This window comes from Bifidobacterium sp. (genome assembly GCF_051876855.1).
In the GTDB taxonomy this organism is placed as follows: domain Bacteria; phylum Actinomycetota; class Actinomycetes; order Actinomycetales; family Bifidobacteriaceae; genus Bifidobacterium.
The window spans coordinates 16,229-32,538 of the sequence record NZ_JBJEIH010000041.1; the positions used below are offsets into that span (position 1 = coordinate 16,229).

Annotated in this window: 13 protein-coding genes; 8 read left to right on the top strand and 5 right to left on the bottom strand. The window is 55.1% G+C overall.

All coding sequences use genetic code 11. The features are described from left to right. Positions 1-121: 121 nt before the first annotated feature. The 4 genes from ACI38B_RS03635 to dnaA all read right to left on the bottom strand — a co-directional run bounded on the left by ACI38B_RS03635 (position 122) and on the right by dnaA (position 5,991). Positions 122-601 (bottom strand): DUF721 domain-containing protein, encoded by a 480-nt coding sequence (locus ACI38B_RS03635; protein ID WP_029576254.1) that lies wholly within the window; start codon positions 599-601, stop codon positions 122-124. Next, positions 598-2,091 carry a DNA replication/repair protein RecF gene (locus tag ACI38B_RS03640; protein WP_439729563.1) on the bottom strand — a complete coding sequence of 498 codons (1,494 nt, stop codon included), beginning with the start codon at positions 2,089-2,091 and terminating at the stop codon, positions 598-600. Before ACI38B_RS03640 ends, ACI38B_RS03635 begins: the two co-directional genes overlap by 4 nt. Before the next feature lie 251 nt (positions 2,092-2,342). Beyond that, a complete protein-coding gene (gene dnaN, locus ACI38B_RS03645; protein ID WP_439729564.1) occupies positions 2,343-3,467 on the bottom strand; it encodes a DNA polymerase III subunit beta in 1,125 nt (374 codons plus the stop codon). Between the two features lie 595 nt (positions 3,468-4,062). Then, positions 4,063-5,991 (bottom strand): chromosomal replication initiator protein DnaA, encoded by a 1,929-nt coding sequence (gene dnaA / locus ACI38B_RS03650; protein WP_439729565.1) that lies wholly within the window; start codon positions 5,989-5,991, stop codon positions 4,063-4,065. 358 nt (positions 5,992-6,349) lie between these two features. Here dnaA and rpmH point away from each other — a divergent pair, with 358 nt between their 5' ends. The 8 genes from rpmH (at position 6,350) to ACI38B_RS03690 (ending at position 14,908) form a co-directional block, all read left to right on the top strand. Then, on the top strand, positions 6,350-6,484 hold the full coding sequence (rpmH, locus tag ACI38B_RS03655) for a 50S ribosomal protein L34 (protein ID WP_015451361.1): 135 nt from the start codon (positions 6,350-6,352) through the stop codon (positions 6,482-6,484). A 16-nt stretch (positions 6,485-6,500) separates the two neighbouring features. After that, positions 6,501-6,941: a ribonuclease P protein component gene (gene rnpA / locus ACI38B_RS03660; RefSeq protein ID WP_439729566.1), complete on the top strand. Its 441-nt coding sequence runs from the start codon at positions 6,501-6,503 to the stop codon at positions 6,939-6,941. 9 nt (positions 6,942-6,950) lie between these two features. Beyond that, positions 6,951-7,262, top strand: coding sequence for a membrane protein insertion efficiency factor YidD (gene yidD / locus ACI38B_RS03665; RefSeq protein WP_015451360.1), 312 nt, complete (start codon positions 6,951-6,953; stop codon positions 7,260-7,262). Positions 7,263-7,265: 3 nt separating this feature from the next. After that, positions 7,266-8,273: a membrane protein insertase YidC gene (gene yidC, locus ACI38B_RS03670; protein ID WP_101451570.1), complete on the top strand. Its 1,008-nt coding sequence runs from the start codon at positions 7,266-7,268 to the stop codon at positions 8,271-8,273. Between the two features lie 214 nt (positions 8,274-8,487). Further along, positions 8,488-9,054, top strand: a complete 567-nt coding sequence (locus tag ACI38B_RS03675; RefSeq protein ID WP_033492898.1) for a Jag family protein — start codon at positions 8,488-8,490, stop codon at positions 9,052-9,054. A gap of 326 nt (positions 9,055-9,380) precedes the next feature. Next, a complete protein-coding gene (gene rsmG / locus ACI38B_RS03680) occupies positions 9,381-10,079 on the top strand; it encodes a 16S rRNA (guanine(527)-N(7))-methyltransferase RsmG (protein ID WP_439729567.1) in 699 nt (232 codons plus the stop codon). Positions 10,080-12,397: 2,318 nt separating this feature from the next. Then, complete coding sequence (locus ACI38B_RS03685) at positions 12,398-13,342, top strand: ParA family protein (RefSeq protein ID WP_439729568.1); 945 nt, start codon at positions 12,398-12,400, stop codon at positions 13,340-13,342. Next, positions 13,343-14,908, top strand: a complete 1,566-nt coding sequence (locus tag ACI38B_RS03690) for a ParB/RepB/Spo0J family partition protein (RefSeq protein ID WP_439729569.1) — start codon at positions 13,343-13,345, stop codon at positions 14,906-14,908. 427 nt (positions 14,909-15,335) lie between these two features. On the opposite strand, the gene trxB is transcribed toward ACI38B_RS03690, so the two are convergent. Beyond that, on the bottom strand, positions 15,336-16,277 hold the full coding sequence (gene trxB / locus ACI38B_RS03695) for a thioredoxin-disulfide reductase (RefSeq protein ID WP_439729570.1): 942 nt from the start codon (positions 16,275-16,277) through the stop codon (positions 15,336-15,338). Positions 16,278-16,310 lie beyond the last annotated feature (33 nt).

Genomic DNA, 16,310 nt, shown 5'->3' on the forward strand with positions numbered 1-16,310 from the left:
GGCCTTCTAGGCGTTTTACAGTACTGTACGTGATTCTACACATCAAGGGGGACTTTGCGGCTCTGAGGGCAATACAAGACATTCCGCGATATTTCGCGGTTTTCAAGCCCTTTATTCCACGCTATCGTCGGTATCTGCCGTAGCGGCCACGGGTGAATGGATGCGCTTGAGGCCCGGTCACGCGAATCTGGGAGATATCAAGCCCGTCAAGACGTTCCTTGATGGTATCGGTCAGCTGCGGAATCATATACGTCAACGTCGTGGTCCATGCCGGGGATTCCGCCCGAATCACGAGGATTCCGTCATTGAACGAGGCGACCACCGAGTGCTGCGCGATTTGCGGGCCGACCACCTGATCCCAATGGTTGCGCAGCTGGGCGAGCTTGAGATGCGGGGTCCAGTTGCCGTTTTTCGCCAGCAGGGTGACCAACGACCCGAGGGTGTTGGGGTCTCTGCCCGGTTTGCCGAAGCTCTCCCAGGCCTTCGCTTCGCGCTCCTGCCTGTCGCGGATGATGCCCGCCCGCGCGGCATAGCGTTGGAACACCTGTGCCGGCAGCTTTCTCGGATCAAGTTTGAGCATGCGTGCGACCGGCTTGTTCATGCCGATGCCTCGCCTTCCGCGTCGGCCTGTCGCCGGGCGGCCTTGATTCGTGCGACGGTCTCGTCCGTCAGCAGCTGCCCGGCTTGCGCATCGTCGCTTTGACGCCGGAGAGCGGCAATATCGACAATCCGCGCATGCGTGCCATACGGCGACAAATCAGGCACGTCTGCGGCCGCAGCGGCGGTAATCAGCACTTGGTCCCGCCGGACGGCGAATTCAAGGATCTGCCGCCGACGCGTCTCGTCAAGCTGAGCGAACACATCGTCGAGGATCACCATCGGGGCGTTGCCTGTAGCTTGCTCAACCAAGGCGGCAAGCGCCATTTTGAGTGCCAATGCCATCGTCCACATTTCGCCGTTGGATGCGAATTCCTTGGCCGGGGCGCCGCCCAACGTCATGGCCATGTCATCGCGATGAGGACCGATTAGATTCTGGCCGCGCGCCACTTCGCCCGGGTAGATTCGTTGGAAATGCCGGCTGATCAGCTGATGCGGCTCGCCTTCTTCCAGCACCTCGTCGAATGAGGGGAGATAGGCGAGCGAGGCGTGCTGTTCGCTTCCCGACAAGGCATCGTAGTTCCGGGAGAACAGGGGAGCGAGCTGGTCGATGAGGCGCTTGCGCATACGCGTGAGTTCAACGCCTGACTCGATGAACTGCCCGGTCCAGATCTCCAATCCGCTGAGCGCGGGTTGCATCGCGGCCGCCTGTCCGGCATCGGCACCGCTTGGGACGCTCTGCCCGTACCGATCGTCGTATCGCCCGTCCTGAACGGAGGATTTTCCCAGCTGTTTGAGCAGCGCGGCCCGTTGTCTGGCGATTTTGGCGCATGTCTGGTGGACTTCGTCGTATCCGGGGATGAGCAGCGCCCCCGCCTGGTTAATGAATCCGCGTCGAGTCGCAGGGTCGCCCGACACCAGACGCTGGTCTTCCGGCGTGAACGAGACGCTGGGGATCCGGCCGAGAATGTCGCGCATGTACATCGAGGCACCGCCGTCTATGCGCGCCCGGTTCGCCCCGTGGGCGCGGATGGTCAGTTCGATGGTGGTGTAGGAAGTGCGCTCTTGGGTGTTGCGGCCTGGTTGTGCCGCATCGTCATGGTTAGAGGGTGAATTCTGAAGTGAATCCTGATTCGAATTCAGTTTTCCAATCTGCCCTTCCGAACTTGATCCAAAGGAATCTGGTGCCGATTCAGTATTGGCTGATTCCGCGATATTGCGCGGTTGCGACCCGGCTGCCTCGCCGTCTGCGGCGTTGGTATCCACGATATTAGCCCGGACCGTAGCCGAGTCGTATCCTCGTTGGACAAGCGGAAGTGAGCTTGATGTTCTGTGACTCGACCCGGTGGACAGCACTTCGATTGCTTCGACCAGATTGGTTTTGCCCATGCCGTTGGCGCCCTGGATTACCGTGACCCCCTCAGGCAGGTCGATGATGCAATGATCCCACGACCGGAAATGGTCGAGCGCCAGTCGCGAGACGATTACGCTCATCGCCGCCCGTCCTTTCTAGGTCTTTTGGCTGGCCGACAAAGCCTGTGGATAACTGTCGAATTGTCATATTCCGTGTCTGAGAGGGTTTCTCGTGGCCGACCGCCACATGCGGCACGGCCGTGGAAGAATCTCGCAGCACCTCGCCGTTCAGTACGATCGCGCTCAGACAAGGATTTCGCCGTCGGCAGGGTTATCCACACCACCTTGCCGACGGCGATTGCCTGATTCGGGCTCAGATGCCCAGTCCAAACTCAGTTGCTGAAGCGCATCGGAACCAGCAGATACCGGTAATCCATAGATTCGTCTGAATCCTGCTCCTGCTGACCGTTGAATTCAACCGGCTTCACCGCTGTCGTCATCTTCATGCGCACGAACGGTTCGGCAATCGCGCTCAATCCTTCAATCAGGTAGGACGGATTGAATGCAACGGTGATGTCATCGCCGTCAAAATCGACGTCGAGCACATCGCTCGCCTGATTTTCGTCGGCGACACCGGCGCTCAGCGTCAACTCGCTACCGGAGAATGCCATCCGGATTGGTGCGTTGCGCTCCGCGACCAGCGATACACGCTTGATCGAGTTGATCAGCTGCTGCTTGTCGATGACCGCCTGAATCGGATATTCGTCAGCGAACAACCGGTCGATTGCAGGGAACTCACCGTCAATCAGTTGGGACGTGGACACCCGACCGGCGTTCTCGAAACCGATGAGCGAGGGGTTGTCCTGGCTGAAGTTGATGGTGACGTTTTGGCTTTCGTTCAACGTTTTTGCGATGTCGCGCAACAGCGAACCACGCAGCAAGGTGTTGGTCGAGACATCCGGATTTTCCGGCGACCAGGTGAACGTTGCACGGGACAGACGGAATCGGTCGGTCGAGGTCATGACGACCTTGTCGCCTTCGAACTGCATGAACACACCGGTCAGTACCGGTCGGGTTTCTTCACGCGAAACAGCCACGCACGCCTGGTCCACCGCCTGATGGAAGGTTTCCCCATCAACTTTGCCCAAAATCGGCGGAACGACTGGCAAATCAGGATATTCACTTTCTGGCATGAGCTGCATGGTGAACTTGCTCTTGCCCGAAGTGATGATCAGTGTCGAGTTTTCAGTGGACAAATACGTCTTCTCGGAAGGCAACGACCGGGTAATGTCCGCGAGAATCTTGCCTTGGACCACGGTGCTGCCTGATTCATCGACGCCGGCTTCGATATGATCTCGCGCCGAGATTTCAAAGTTGAATGCAGACAGTTGGAGTGTCCCATCAATGGCCTCCAGCTTGATGCCTGCAAGGATTGGGCTTGCGGGACGTGCGTCGATAACCCTCGTGGTCCATGCGACAGCGTCCGCAAGCGAGGTCGTGTTCACTTCGACTTTCATGCTTCCTCGTTTCGATTGGTGTTCTGTGGCTATTCTAGCCGGACTTCCCAGCCGGATTCGTCCGTGCGAAGCGTGCGGCATGATGATGTCGATGATGATACGTAAGAGCAACAATAGCCTTCGTAATAATCCCGGTGGATAGTGTGGATAAGTGCATGCAGGCCTACAGCGGCAAGACTTCACAATCACCCACGGAATGTGGATAACTCCTGAATAGCCTGTGCATAACCTAGGGAGTTATCCACAGCGAGAAGGTCGCTGAAAAGTTATCCACAACGGAAGCCGAATCATCCACGAGTTATCCACAGCTTTTCTGAGGTTGCCCACGAGTTATTCGCACGGTTTACCCACAATTGTGAATAACGCGGTGGATAACTTTTTTCTGATTTCTCCACAGTCTCGGTGTGTCGTATCCACCATGGTGGATGATTTTGAATTCGTCAAAATCCTGCTGTGAGCGTCGTTGTCTCGCACAGAACATGGAATTGGACGCAAGACGTCACCCGATTGGACCCCTGATATGACTGCCCGTGAGGCGTATTTCAAACCGGCCCGCGTCCCTGGCTCAACTTGGTTGATCGGACAGGTCCAGGATTTATTGTTCGGTGGAATGATGCTTGAGACGAACCGTCAATTCCATGACGTAGTTGTACGTCTCCTGCTTTTCTTTCATTTCGTCGCTAATACGCGTGTAGGCGTGCATCACCGTCGTATGGTCTCGCCCGCCGAATACCTCGCCGATATCGACCAGGCTCATGCTGGTCATCTCACGGGCGAGATACATGGCGATCTGCCGCGCCAACGCGATGTTCTTCGTGCGGGCGCGCCCCACGAGATCGTCAAAGGTCAGGTGGAAATACTTCGCCACCTGGGTGATGATATCGGTGGGTTTGATCTCCACATCCGTCGAGAAGAAATCCTGCAGGGTCTGCTCGGCAAGCGCACGAGTCACCGGCTGGTTGTTCAGTGACGCCACTGCGGAGACTCGTGTCAGCGCGCCTTCCAGCTCGCGGATGTTCTCAGTGAACCGTTCGGCGATGAGATCAAGCACATCGTTCGGGATTTTCATATGGTTCATCGAGGCGATCATGCGCAGAATCGCGATGCGGGTCTCCAGATCCGGCGGCTTGACATCCACTGTCAGGCCGGATTCGAATCGTGAAATCAGGCGGGCCTCGAAGCCTTTGAGGTTCTTCGGCGCCACATCGGATGCAATCACGATGCGCTTGTTCGCCTGATACAACGTGTTGAAGGTGTGGAAGAAGCTGTCGAGCGTCGCTTCCTTGCCACCGAGGAACTGGATATCGTCGATGAGCAGGACGTCGACTTCACGGTAACGTCGGTTGAAATCGGCGATTTGGCCTTGGGATTGGTTCGGATTCTGCAGCGCCTCGATGAATTCGTTGGTGAATTCCTCACTGGTAACGTACCGCACCTTGAGTGTGGGGTCCTTAATCAGCGCGTAATTGCCGATGGCGTTGAGCAAATGGGTTTTGCCCAATCCTGAACCGCCGTAGATACACAACGGGTTGAAATCCTTGCCGGATCCCTCAGCCACTGCCATGGCGACGGTACGCGCGAAACGGTTGGAATCGCCGGGAACGAAGGTTTCGAAGGTAGCGTTCTTGTTGAGATGGGTTTCCGGATCGAGGGCGGGTCGATGCTGGTCGATATTGAAATTCTCCCGATCTGGCACACCTGAAGGCACGGTTGACGGGATTTCAGGCTGATTCGGGACGGGCGCCGGTGTATGGGGCTGGGCGGCAGTCGACGGCATGGCCGCTGCGGAACCCGGTTGATCTGCACCATAGTGCACTGGTTGTTGCTCGTATATCGCGGCGCCGGTCGGTTGCCCCATATGTTGCGGCTGGGTTGTCGGCTGCTGATATCCGGGAACATACTGGCCATACGCATTGGCGGCGTGTTGCTCGTTGAGTCCGGAAGATTGCTGATATTGGCCGGGCATCTGACCGCGATCCTGATGCATCGGCGTCGTCGTCTCGGACTGCATCGGGTGCGTGGCTTGGTGAGGCATCATGGCAGGCTGCTGGAACTCGGCGAATTGGGGCTGCGAAGCCTGTCCCGATCCCCATGCCGGGGTTTGTTGGACGGAAGATTGTTGCGCGGCCGACTGCTGCTGTCCGGTAGGGACATTGGCGTGACCGGGGTAGGGGGTTTCCCCTTGCGCGTCTGATCTCGGCGCGGCGTCGGGCATGGTGATGTCCGGCTGTGGAGCGAGCGGCTCGGGGTGCGGCTCGATTTTGAACGCCGGGAACATGTCCATTCCGGTGCACAACTTGAGCGCTTTGAGCAGAGGCTGATTAAGGTCGGTCTGCAACGCCTTCTGCGTCGCGGCGTTGGTGACCGTGAGCACGATGGTGGTGCCGAACACGGCTTCTGGGATGACGCCTTCGAACCATCCCTTGTCCCGTGCGGTCAATGATGCATCATGCTTGAGTACGGCGAGTACATCCGACCAGATATGCACGGCCTGGGTCGCCGGATCTTGCGAGCTGTTCGCCATGCGGCCTCATCCTTTCGTGCATACCTCGTGTTCCCATCTGTATATGAGAACAATACCGTAGTGTATGTTTACACCGAATCCGGGAAGTTATCCACAGCCTTGCGTGTTGAAATTGCTGAAATGTGAATAACATCAGTGTAATTTGTGGATAACTTTCCTCTTGGTTTCGTTGTGATTTCAACGTTTTTCGGGAATTACAGGGATTGATTCGCCGGTTGGCAAGCGATGTGGAAAACTCTGAGGAATTATCCACATGCTGTGTCGTGTTGACGAATGGGTAGGGGTGAGAGTAGTTTAGTAGAGCTTGACTCATGAGGAGCCGTGCTTTTGCATGGCTGAAAAACCGGGAGCGTAAATTATGAAGAGGACATTCCAGCCCAATAACCGCCGTCGTCACATGAAGCACGGGTTCCGCGCACGTATGCGCACCCGTTCCGGCCGCGCCGTCATCAACCGTCGTCGCGCCAAGGGCCGCAAGACCCTGTCTGCCTGAACCGGCGAACTGAGCAGTGGAGCGGCTTAAAAGCCACCGTGACTTCGTCACCGTGCTGAAACGTCGCCGCAAAGTCAGCGACCATGACATCGTCGTGCACTATCTGGTGCGCGACGATTCACATTCATGCGCCCAATCGGGCGTCATCAGCACCCCAAACGCCCAGTCCGCCGAGACGGCCGGGCGTACGGATTCCACTGACTCAACGCTTGGAACACCATCGTACCGACGTCTTGGGCTCGCCGTATCCAAATCGGTGGGACACGCCGTAACCCGCAACAAGGTAAAACGCAGGTTCCGCGTCTTGGCGCGGAATCACGAGCAATTATTGCCCGATCATTGCGATATCGTCATGCGGGCAAAACCATCAGCCGCGCACGCGCCATTCGAATCCCTTGACCGCCAGGTCGAGCGTTTGTTCGCGTCCGTCGGCGCACGGGTGGCCCAAGGCAAGTAAGCGGTCGATATGTCAACTGCAACGCAAGCCGCGATTCGTGCCATCCGCTGGTATCAGAGGAATATCTCTGCGAATACGCCGGCACGGTGCAGATACTATCCGACCTGTTCGAACTATGCCCTGCAAGCCATCCGACGCTTCGGCATAGTGCGCGGCGGAACACTGGCATTGTTGCGTCTGCTGCGATGCCGTCCATGGAGCCGTGGCGGTATTGACGACGTTCCGCAGCGTTTCTCGCTGTTCTATCGATATTCCTGGTCGAAGGCCCATGAGGAGCCGCGACTGACGCCACTGGCCTCGCACACGAAGGAGATGGCCTGATCGATGAATACCAATACTGATCAGTTCTTGCTTGACAGCGGCTTTTGGGGCTGGCTGTACAAGCTGTTAACCCCGGTCGAATGGTTGATGACCCAGATCATGGCCATCTTCCACAAGTTCCTGACGCTGCTCGGCATGCCCGCCGTCGGTGTTTCTTGGGTGCTGTCCATCATCTTCCTGGTGATCGTGGTGCACGCGTGCATTCTGCCGATCTTCATCAAGCAGATGCGTTCGATGCGCAAGATGCAGGCGCTCCAGCCGAAAATGCAGCACATCCAGAACAAGTACAAGGGCAAGAACGACCAGGCCAGCAAGGACGCCATGAGCCGCGAGCTCATGAAGCTCTATCAGGACAACGATGCCAACCCGGCCGGTTCCTGCCTGCCGATGCTCATCCAGGGTCCTGTATTCATGTGCATGTTCTATGTGCTCTCTGCCATCGAATACATCGCCAAGGGCAAGCGCGCCCCGCTCGGTGCCTTTGACAAGGCCACCGCGCAGCAGTTCTCCGACAGCTCGAACTTCGGTGTGAACATCACCACGCGCTTCATGCACGCCGATACGCATGCGAAGATCGTCATCGGCATCTTCATCGCGCTCATGTGCTTCTTCATGTGGCTCATGCAGTTCTACAACATGCGGCGCAACCTGCCCCGAGCTTCGATGCAGGGCCAGCAATACCGCATGCAGCAGGCGATGACCTGGATGTTCCCGATCATGTACATCTTCTCCGGTCTGAACTTCCCGTTCGCCGTGCTGATTTACTGGCTGACCAATAACGTGTGCAACTTCCTGCGTTCCCTGTGGCAGATTTACACCTTCCCGACGCCGGGATCGCCCGCTGCGGAAGACAAGGAAATTCGCGACCACAAGCGCGAGAACGCCCGTCGCAAGCGCGCCGGTGAGCCGTCGCTCGAGGAAGAGCAACTGCAGAAGGCTAAGGACGAGGCCGCTCGTCGTGAGACCGAAGGGTTCCAGCGCAAGCAGCCGAAGCGCAAGAAGAAGAAATAACCCCATGGTGGCGCCGGTATGTCAGGCTATACCGGCGCCACCAGTGCGTTGACGGCATTGCGTCAGCCGCGACGACTGCCGGAATCCCCGGCACAAGCCTGAACCCCAGGACACGAAGACGGGATGCGCCGAGCAACATTCGTGATGTCCGCAGATGCGGCGAATTTCCGTCCATCCATTAGACTTGACCTATACAGCCGACAAGGAGTACCACATGGCACAGGATGATGAAAAGACGATCGACCAGCTCAATGAGGAAGCTGATATCGCCGCGGATTATCTTGAAGGCCTTCTCGATATTGCCGATTATGACGGTGATATCGAGATGGGCATTCGCAACAACCGACCAGTTGTGCAGATTGTTGCCGACGATGACGACGACATCAAGCATCTGGTCGGCAAGAACGGCGAGGTGGTGGACGCTCTGCAGCAACTGTCACGGCTCGCGGTGCAGCAGAAGACGGGTGAGCGGTCGCATCTCATTGTGGATGTTGACGGATTCCTCAAGCACAAGCGTCAACACCTGCGCGATATTGCGCTTGATGCCATCGACGAAGTGCGCGAAACCGGCGAGCCTGTCGATTTGAAGCCGATGAATTCCTTCGAACGCAAGGTGGTTCATGACCTGGTCCGCGAAGAGGGGCTGCGCTCCCGTTCGCACGGCGAGGAACCGAACCGTCATGTCACCATCTATCTCAAGGCTTCCGCCGTCGATGACGATCAGCATTACGATGACGAATATGACGACGAGGCTGATGAAACGGGTGACGTCGAAGCCTGATTTCAGTCGTTTCGGCTCATCTGGTGATGAGCACTGATGCTGAATGCGGTTGTGCGAATACGGAGCTGCTTTGTGCTGCGTGTTTGTGCAACCGCACTTTCTTTGGGATGGGTGGTGGCTGATTTCGGGGATTGTGTGCGGGAAGAGGCGTTGTTGGTGCGGTTGGTTTCGGTTGGGTTGGGGCTGGCTGTGGCTGGTGCAAACCGGTTGGAGGCTGTTGCGTCCAGTTGCGGAGGGCTTTAACTGAATGAAAGCTGGTAAACAGCTGTATATGTATCATCCGGTGATTCGAGTACATTGAAATCATTACAGAAGGACGTGCATTCATGATTGAACAAGAACAGACACCTCAAGATGCGGCTGTTGATGAGCTTGATGGCTCCCCACTGCCGCAGCAGATTCTCGGCGACGCCTACCCGGTGTTGCAGCGGTTCCATGACAAGCTCATGGCTGAAGGAGAGCCCCGTGGTTTGATTGGGCCCCGCGATGTTCGTATTGTGTGGGAACGCCATATTCTGAATTCGGCCGCTGTGGTGCCTTTCATTCGTAAAGTCACTTCGCATGATGCCAAGAAGCGGGTCGCCGATGTCGGTAGTGGTGGCGGTTTTCCCGGTATTGTTGCAGCAGCCTGCCTGCCTGACTGCGAGTTCACCCTTATTGAACCTATGGAGCGTCGTGTTGAGTGGCTCGAGGAGTGCGTGCAACAGCTCGGACTTGAGAATGTCAAGATTGTGCGTGCGCGGTCCGAGGAAGTCATCAACCAGATTAGAAAGCATGATATCGAGCCGTTCGCCGCGGTTACTTGCCGGGCTGTTGCGCCGATGACCAAGCTTTCCGGTTGGACCCTGCCGTTGCTGAAGCCGCACGGCCAACTCATCGCTTTAAAAGGTCGTTCCGCGCAGATTGAACTTGATAAGGCGGAGAAGATGATTCGCAAATTCCACGGCGGTCATGCACGTGTGTGTCTCGCGCCCGTGGGGGAGGGGCTTGAACCGACGCATGTGGTGTTGGTGGACAAGATGTAGGCACCCATTGTTTCGTTCGACCCTGGGTTTTTCGTGGTATAGACGGCTGTTGTTGAAGTACCGGAATGCCTGAGGTGCTGGAGATATGTTGCTCGGTGGGTGATGTCCGACAATTGAATTTGAACACTACTGGCCAGATAATCCCGTCAATCGGTACTTTGGAACTGATTTGATATTGGTGGAATGTTTCACGTGAAACATCGTCGATAGTTAGGCCGCTGTGGTCAATACCGGCGTATGGACGTCCTATAGTACTGCGCTACTGCCGATATCGTCCTCTCACTTAGTGCCTACCTTCCGTATTGGGAGGGCCCGCATCAAGAATTTTTCGTACAGGTCTGCGATGTTGATGTTTCACGTGAAACATCAACAGGTTTGGGAAGGGTAATGATGATATTCGTTGCTTCGATCCGCAGTCTTTCAAATGACTAATGCCTTCATATTGAATTGTTCGCGCTGGGACAGTTGAGCGGTGAATAACCGTGTGGCGATGAGACAGCATGTGTCGGTGTGTAGAACCACTAGATGCAGATAAGTTCTTCTGTAGGGGTTGTTGCCGCCGTTCCATGTATTGATTGCATGTTCATCAGCGTCAGTTGGTAGCTGTAACGAGCGGCTGTATTCAAAATCTCATAGTCAACACGAATTGTGAACGTCATCTGCGACTAGTCTGTGCCTCGCTAATAAGGCGACCATAATCGCATTGCAAGATTAGCGAAAAAGGATATGGATAAAAACGTTGTCGATACCTGGCTTCTCCTTTATGAAGGATGCCACGGGAAGAATACTAAGAAGTCCACGTCGTCACTGCTCAATAGGTCCGTCGTGATGCACCCGATTTGACATGTGAGTGCGTGATTAAGGATGATGTTTCACCTGAAACATTGTTGGTAAGCTGTCATGTGTTGCTGCATGGGGAATCAATAGGGTGTTTCGATGTGCACTCCTCAAGATGAATGTGGAGTTGAGTTTGTCAGGGGGGTACGTTTGATGAGACTCTATCGTTGATAATACGGATGAATCGCTCTCAAGTTCACTGCTCTGTGCAGCAACTCAATGAATGGACTATGTATCGCCGGAATCATCTTCCTGACTGTTAAATTGCATCCCAGCGGTCATCTGTATCTATGGTGCTTTCGTTAATTTCGGCCTATCCCTCCGCCTGTAAATCTACTTCGGTCGGTTGCATTGTGCTCTGCCTTGTATTCTTCAAAACAGAACTCGAATCTGACATGACTTCACCGCGAACGTTGATATTTCCAAGACCAGATGTTTCACGTGAAACATTGCTAGTGAGTGAGTGTTCTTGATTGCGCGATGTCCCCGTTCTGCCAATGGATGTTGTGGAGTGCGAATCTGTTTGGATGAACCTTCTCGATGTGATAAACAGAATCAGGTGACAATCACTCAAAGCTCATCGGTTGCAGGATTACCGGAACGGAATGTTTCACGTGAAACATCGTTCCATCAATTGTGTTGCGCGAGCTGGTTCGACGAACAGTGCGAGGAGGGTCGTATGGGATCAATCATGGTGCTCATGATGTTGTGTTGTGCTCTAACAGGAGTTGTTGCTGTGCTGTGATAAATCGTTTGCGCGTGAATCTCGGAGTGCGTGTGGCCGCGCCATCTGTTGACGTCGAATATTGTAGGTGAAGAAATCAAGAATCTTGTACAAGCCCGCCCGTGCCTATGAGCGCATGAAGGAAACAGCTGCATCACGATGGACATCAGGAATATCTCCGGGGCAGGAACGTCGTCGGGACGAGAATCGACATCTACAAAGACAAGTCGGATAGTCAACAATGTAGTCAAACCACCATGTTGTTTCCCGTATACCTGAGGTGGCATGGCAAAATCCATTCGCGTTGAGCTACGCGATTAACAATGAATTATGTGGATGATACCAGCCACTCACCCGTCATCGTCGCAACATTCTTGTCCATGTTTCACGTGAAACATGGACATCTGACGATTGATTGTCGGATGTGATACGGATATTGCGAATATAGGTTATACACCACTCATTCCTGTTTCGAGAAACTAGGTTATCCACAATTTCACGTGGGGAAAAAAGTTATCCACAAAATTGTGTTTACCTTCAGGAAATGTTGTTTCCGCGAATTCCTGCGGGTTTGTGGCGACGTGAAACCAAGTTATCCACAGAGTTATGCATTGTTGTCCACATTTATCCACAATGAGGTGGATATCTTGCCGGGCATGTCCAGTGCAGTGGGGAAACTGGAACAACTGCATATCAAGGAGGAGCTTTGTCGACGGCTGCACAACGTTCAACAGGTTCAGAGCAAGGGGGTCGGTCCATGGATTCCGCCTCGGATATCATCCGTCGGATATTTGGTGACCAAGCAGATTCGCTCGGCAGCGAAATTGCCGAGGAAACCACCAGGTATCAAGCTCTTCATATGGTGACGTTCCCGAAGCCGGCATCAACGCGTCGTATTGCGGTCGCAAATCAGAAAGGTGGTGTGGGCAAGACCACCACCACGGTGAACCTTGCGGCTGCTCTTGCGGATAGTGGAGCAAGGGTACTTGTTCTCGATATGGATCCTCAGGGCAATGCGTCCACGGCATTGGGTGCGCACCACATCTCCGGTGAACCCTCGATTTATGACGTCATCGAGGGGCGTACGACTATTCGTGAAGCGATTCAGCAATGCCCGTCATTTGACCATATGGATGTCGTCCCGGCGTCCATTGATTTGAGCGGTGCGGAACTTGAAATTGCCGATCTCGGCGACAGGACCGATTTGCTCAAGCATGCCTTAGATGAGTATCTAGAATCATGTGATGAGCCCTACGACTATGTGTTTGTCGATTGTCCGCCAAGCTTGGGCCTGCTGGTAATCAATGCGATGTGTGCAGTGACAGAAGTACTGATTCCTATCCAAGCTGAGTATTATGCGCTCGAAGGATTGGGGCAGCTCATCAACACAATCGGTTTGGTGCAGGAGCATTACAATCCCGTGCTGTTGGTATCCACCATGTTGGTGACGATGTTCGATAAGCGTACGATTCTGAGCCGTCAAGTTTATGATGAAGTGAAGAACCATTACCCCAATATTGTGCTTGACACGACGATTCCACGTTCGGTCAAGATCTCAGAGGCGCCGAGTTTCCAGCAGACGGTGATCGCATATGACCCGCATGGCATGGGAGCGATTGCCTATGGGGAAGCGGCTCTTGAAATTGCGAGAAGATCTCCGGCGGTCTTGGCAACTTTGGAAGCAAAACGAGGTGAGCACTGAATGGCAACGAAGTCACGTCTGGGCAAAGGACTTGGAGCATTGTTCCCCGCATTGCCTGGAGATCCGAATGAGCCCAAGCAACAGGCCGCTGATCCAAATCATCCGGCCACAGTTGAGGCTGGTGTCAGCACATCGGTCAAGCATGACAAGATATCCTCCAGCACATCGCAGCGTGAGAACAAGCATGCGCAGAATCGGACGACTGCCCGTGATACGGCTTCGGTAGAGGCGCGACCGCAACATCAGCGGAAGCATGACGATGTTTCACGTGAAACATCTGCAACATCGACTCATGTTTCATCTGAATCTGCCAATACCAAGCAGCATGCGCATGGGCCATCACGTTTGCAGCATCGGATGAGTATTCCGTCGCTCGAAGAAATGACCCATCCGAGCGACGTGTTCTTCGGAGCAATGGAATCAACGGAAACGGTTGTAGAGAAGCGTACTGCAGACGAGAACAAGGTACAGCAGAATCGTGCGACTGACGTTAAGCCTGTCATCAATGAGGAAGCATCCCGCGCTCGTTCGACCGAAGCAATCGCCGATACCGACAATGGAAATGGTTCGACGGATGACAATGTTTCACGTGAAACATCGGCAGATATTGATAGCGGGAACGAAGAACTGAAACCGGTGCAGGGCGGTTATCTGGCCGAGTTGAGGCTGGATGCCATCGGTCCAAACAAAGAACAGCCGCGTACCATCTTTGATGAGGACGAGTTGCGGGAGCTTGCTGAATCAATCCGCGAGGTCGGTGTATTGCAGCCGATTGTGGTGCGCAAGCGCCCCCAATCACAGATTGTGGCATCGGCGGAACATCAGGCGGATGCTGCTGATACCAACGATACCGCCGATACCAACGATGTGATGCGCCGACCGTACGAACTGATTATGGGGGAGCGCAGGTGGAGAGCATCGCAGCTTGCGGGGCTGGAGACCATTCCGGCGATCGTCAAGACGACATCCGACAACAACATGCTTCGTGACGCGTTGCTTGAGAATCTGCACCGAGTTGCCTTGAATCCTCTTGAAGAGGCGGCTGCATATCAGCAGATGATTGATGAGTTTGGACTGACCCAGGCACAGTTGTCGAAGTCCGTTTCCAAGTCTAGGCCGCAGATTGCGAATACCTTACGGTTGCTGAATCTTCCGGCCTCAGTCCAGAAGAAAGTCGCCGCGGGTGTATTGTCTGCTGGGCATGCGCGGGCATTGCTTGGGTTGTCCAATGAAGAAGATATGGACAAGCTTGCCAACAGAATCATCGCTGAGGGTCTTTCCGTACGCAGCACGGAGGAAATCGTCGCGTTGAAGACCATGGCGGGGGAGAAGCCTAAGAAGGAGAACAAGAAGGTTACGAACCCGTGGGCTGATTCTCCGATTCGGCAGCACCTTGAACAGCGCTTGGACACCAAGGTTACGATAAAGGGTAATCAGAAGAAAGGGCGGATTGAGATTACATTCTCGTCGCCAGATGATATGCAGCGCATTCTGGACATTCTGATGCCGCAGCAGCAGGAGGGGAATGCGTCTGCAGCCACCGATGGGGAATCTGACTGGGTGTGATGCAAGGCGGATTTCCTGGACTCTTGAGCTGAAAGCGCGGTGTGGCCGCAATCCTAGGTTTCCCCGGATTTCTGATTTGCAGCAGGAATCCGGGGATTCTGTTATTCAGTAGGGTGATGGCGACCGCACTGTGTGTGGCCGTGCTTGAATTCAGGCGGGAATCTGCCGTTATTCGGCGTGCCAGGTCGTATCGTGGATTGTTAGGTATTCAGAACAATCAGATAACGTTATGATAACTTTCAGCATCGAATACAATTCAATCGGCGTTGCGCTGTGGTACGAATCAGTGGCGTCGTGGTGGTGCTGAGCGTAACCAGTTTGAGAAATCATACAATCTGGCTACGCGGGCAAGACGGTTTGCGTAACCAGATTGTAGAGAGACAGGTGGGGAATTGCGGTATGCTGGGGCGAATACCTGCCGAATGTCTCAGGCTTGTTCGGTGAGGTAGGCTTGCGCGTCGAGGGCTGCGCGGCAACCCATGCCGGCTGCCGAGATGGCTTGCCGGTACACGCCGTCCACCACATCGCCCGCAGCGAATACGCCGGGCGTGCTGGTACGAGTCGAAGCGCCGTCAACAGCGATATATCCGTGCTCATCAAGTTGAAGGGCACCGTGGAGGAATTCAGTGGCGGGTGTGTGCCCGATCGCGACGAAAATCCCGTTGGCCGGGATTTCAGTCATATCGCCGGTCACCGTATCGCGGATTGTCACGGAGTGTGCGCCAGACTCATCATCGCCGTTGACACGCTCCACCACGGCGTTCATCCGGAAATTGATCTTCGGGTTCTTCTCCGCCCGGTCAACCAGAATGCGTGAGGCGCGGAACGTGTCACGCCGATGAATCACCGTCACCGAAGAACCGAAACGGCTCAGGAAATCAGCCTCGGTCAGTGCACTGTCGCCGCCGCCGACCACGACGATGGGCTTGCCGCGGAAGAAGAATCCGTCGCAGGTGGCGCAGTACGAGACACCGCGGCCGGAGTATTCGGCTTCGCCAGGCACCCCGAGTTTGCGTACTTGGGAGCCGGTGGCCACAATCACGGCACGAGAGATATACGTATCCCCGCCGTCCAATACAACACGCTTGGAATCGCCCTGCACATCCGCGCTGACCACGTCGTCATAGACGATTTCGGCGCCGAAGCGTTCGGCCTGCTTGCGCATGGCATCCATGAGATCGGGGCCCATGATACCGTCCGGGAACCCGGGGAAATTCTCGACTTCGGTGGTATTGACCAATTGTCCGCCGGGCGTGAGCGCTCCGGCAATGACCACCGGACGATACCCGGCGCGGCCCAGATAAATGGCCGCAGTGTAGCCGGCAGGCCCGGAACCGATGATGATCACGTCTGTTGTCTGTTCGCTCATGCGTCCTAACCTAGCACGTCCAGACGGGCATTA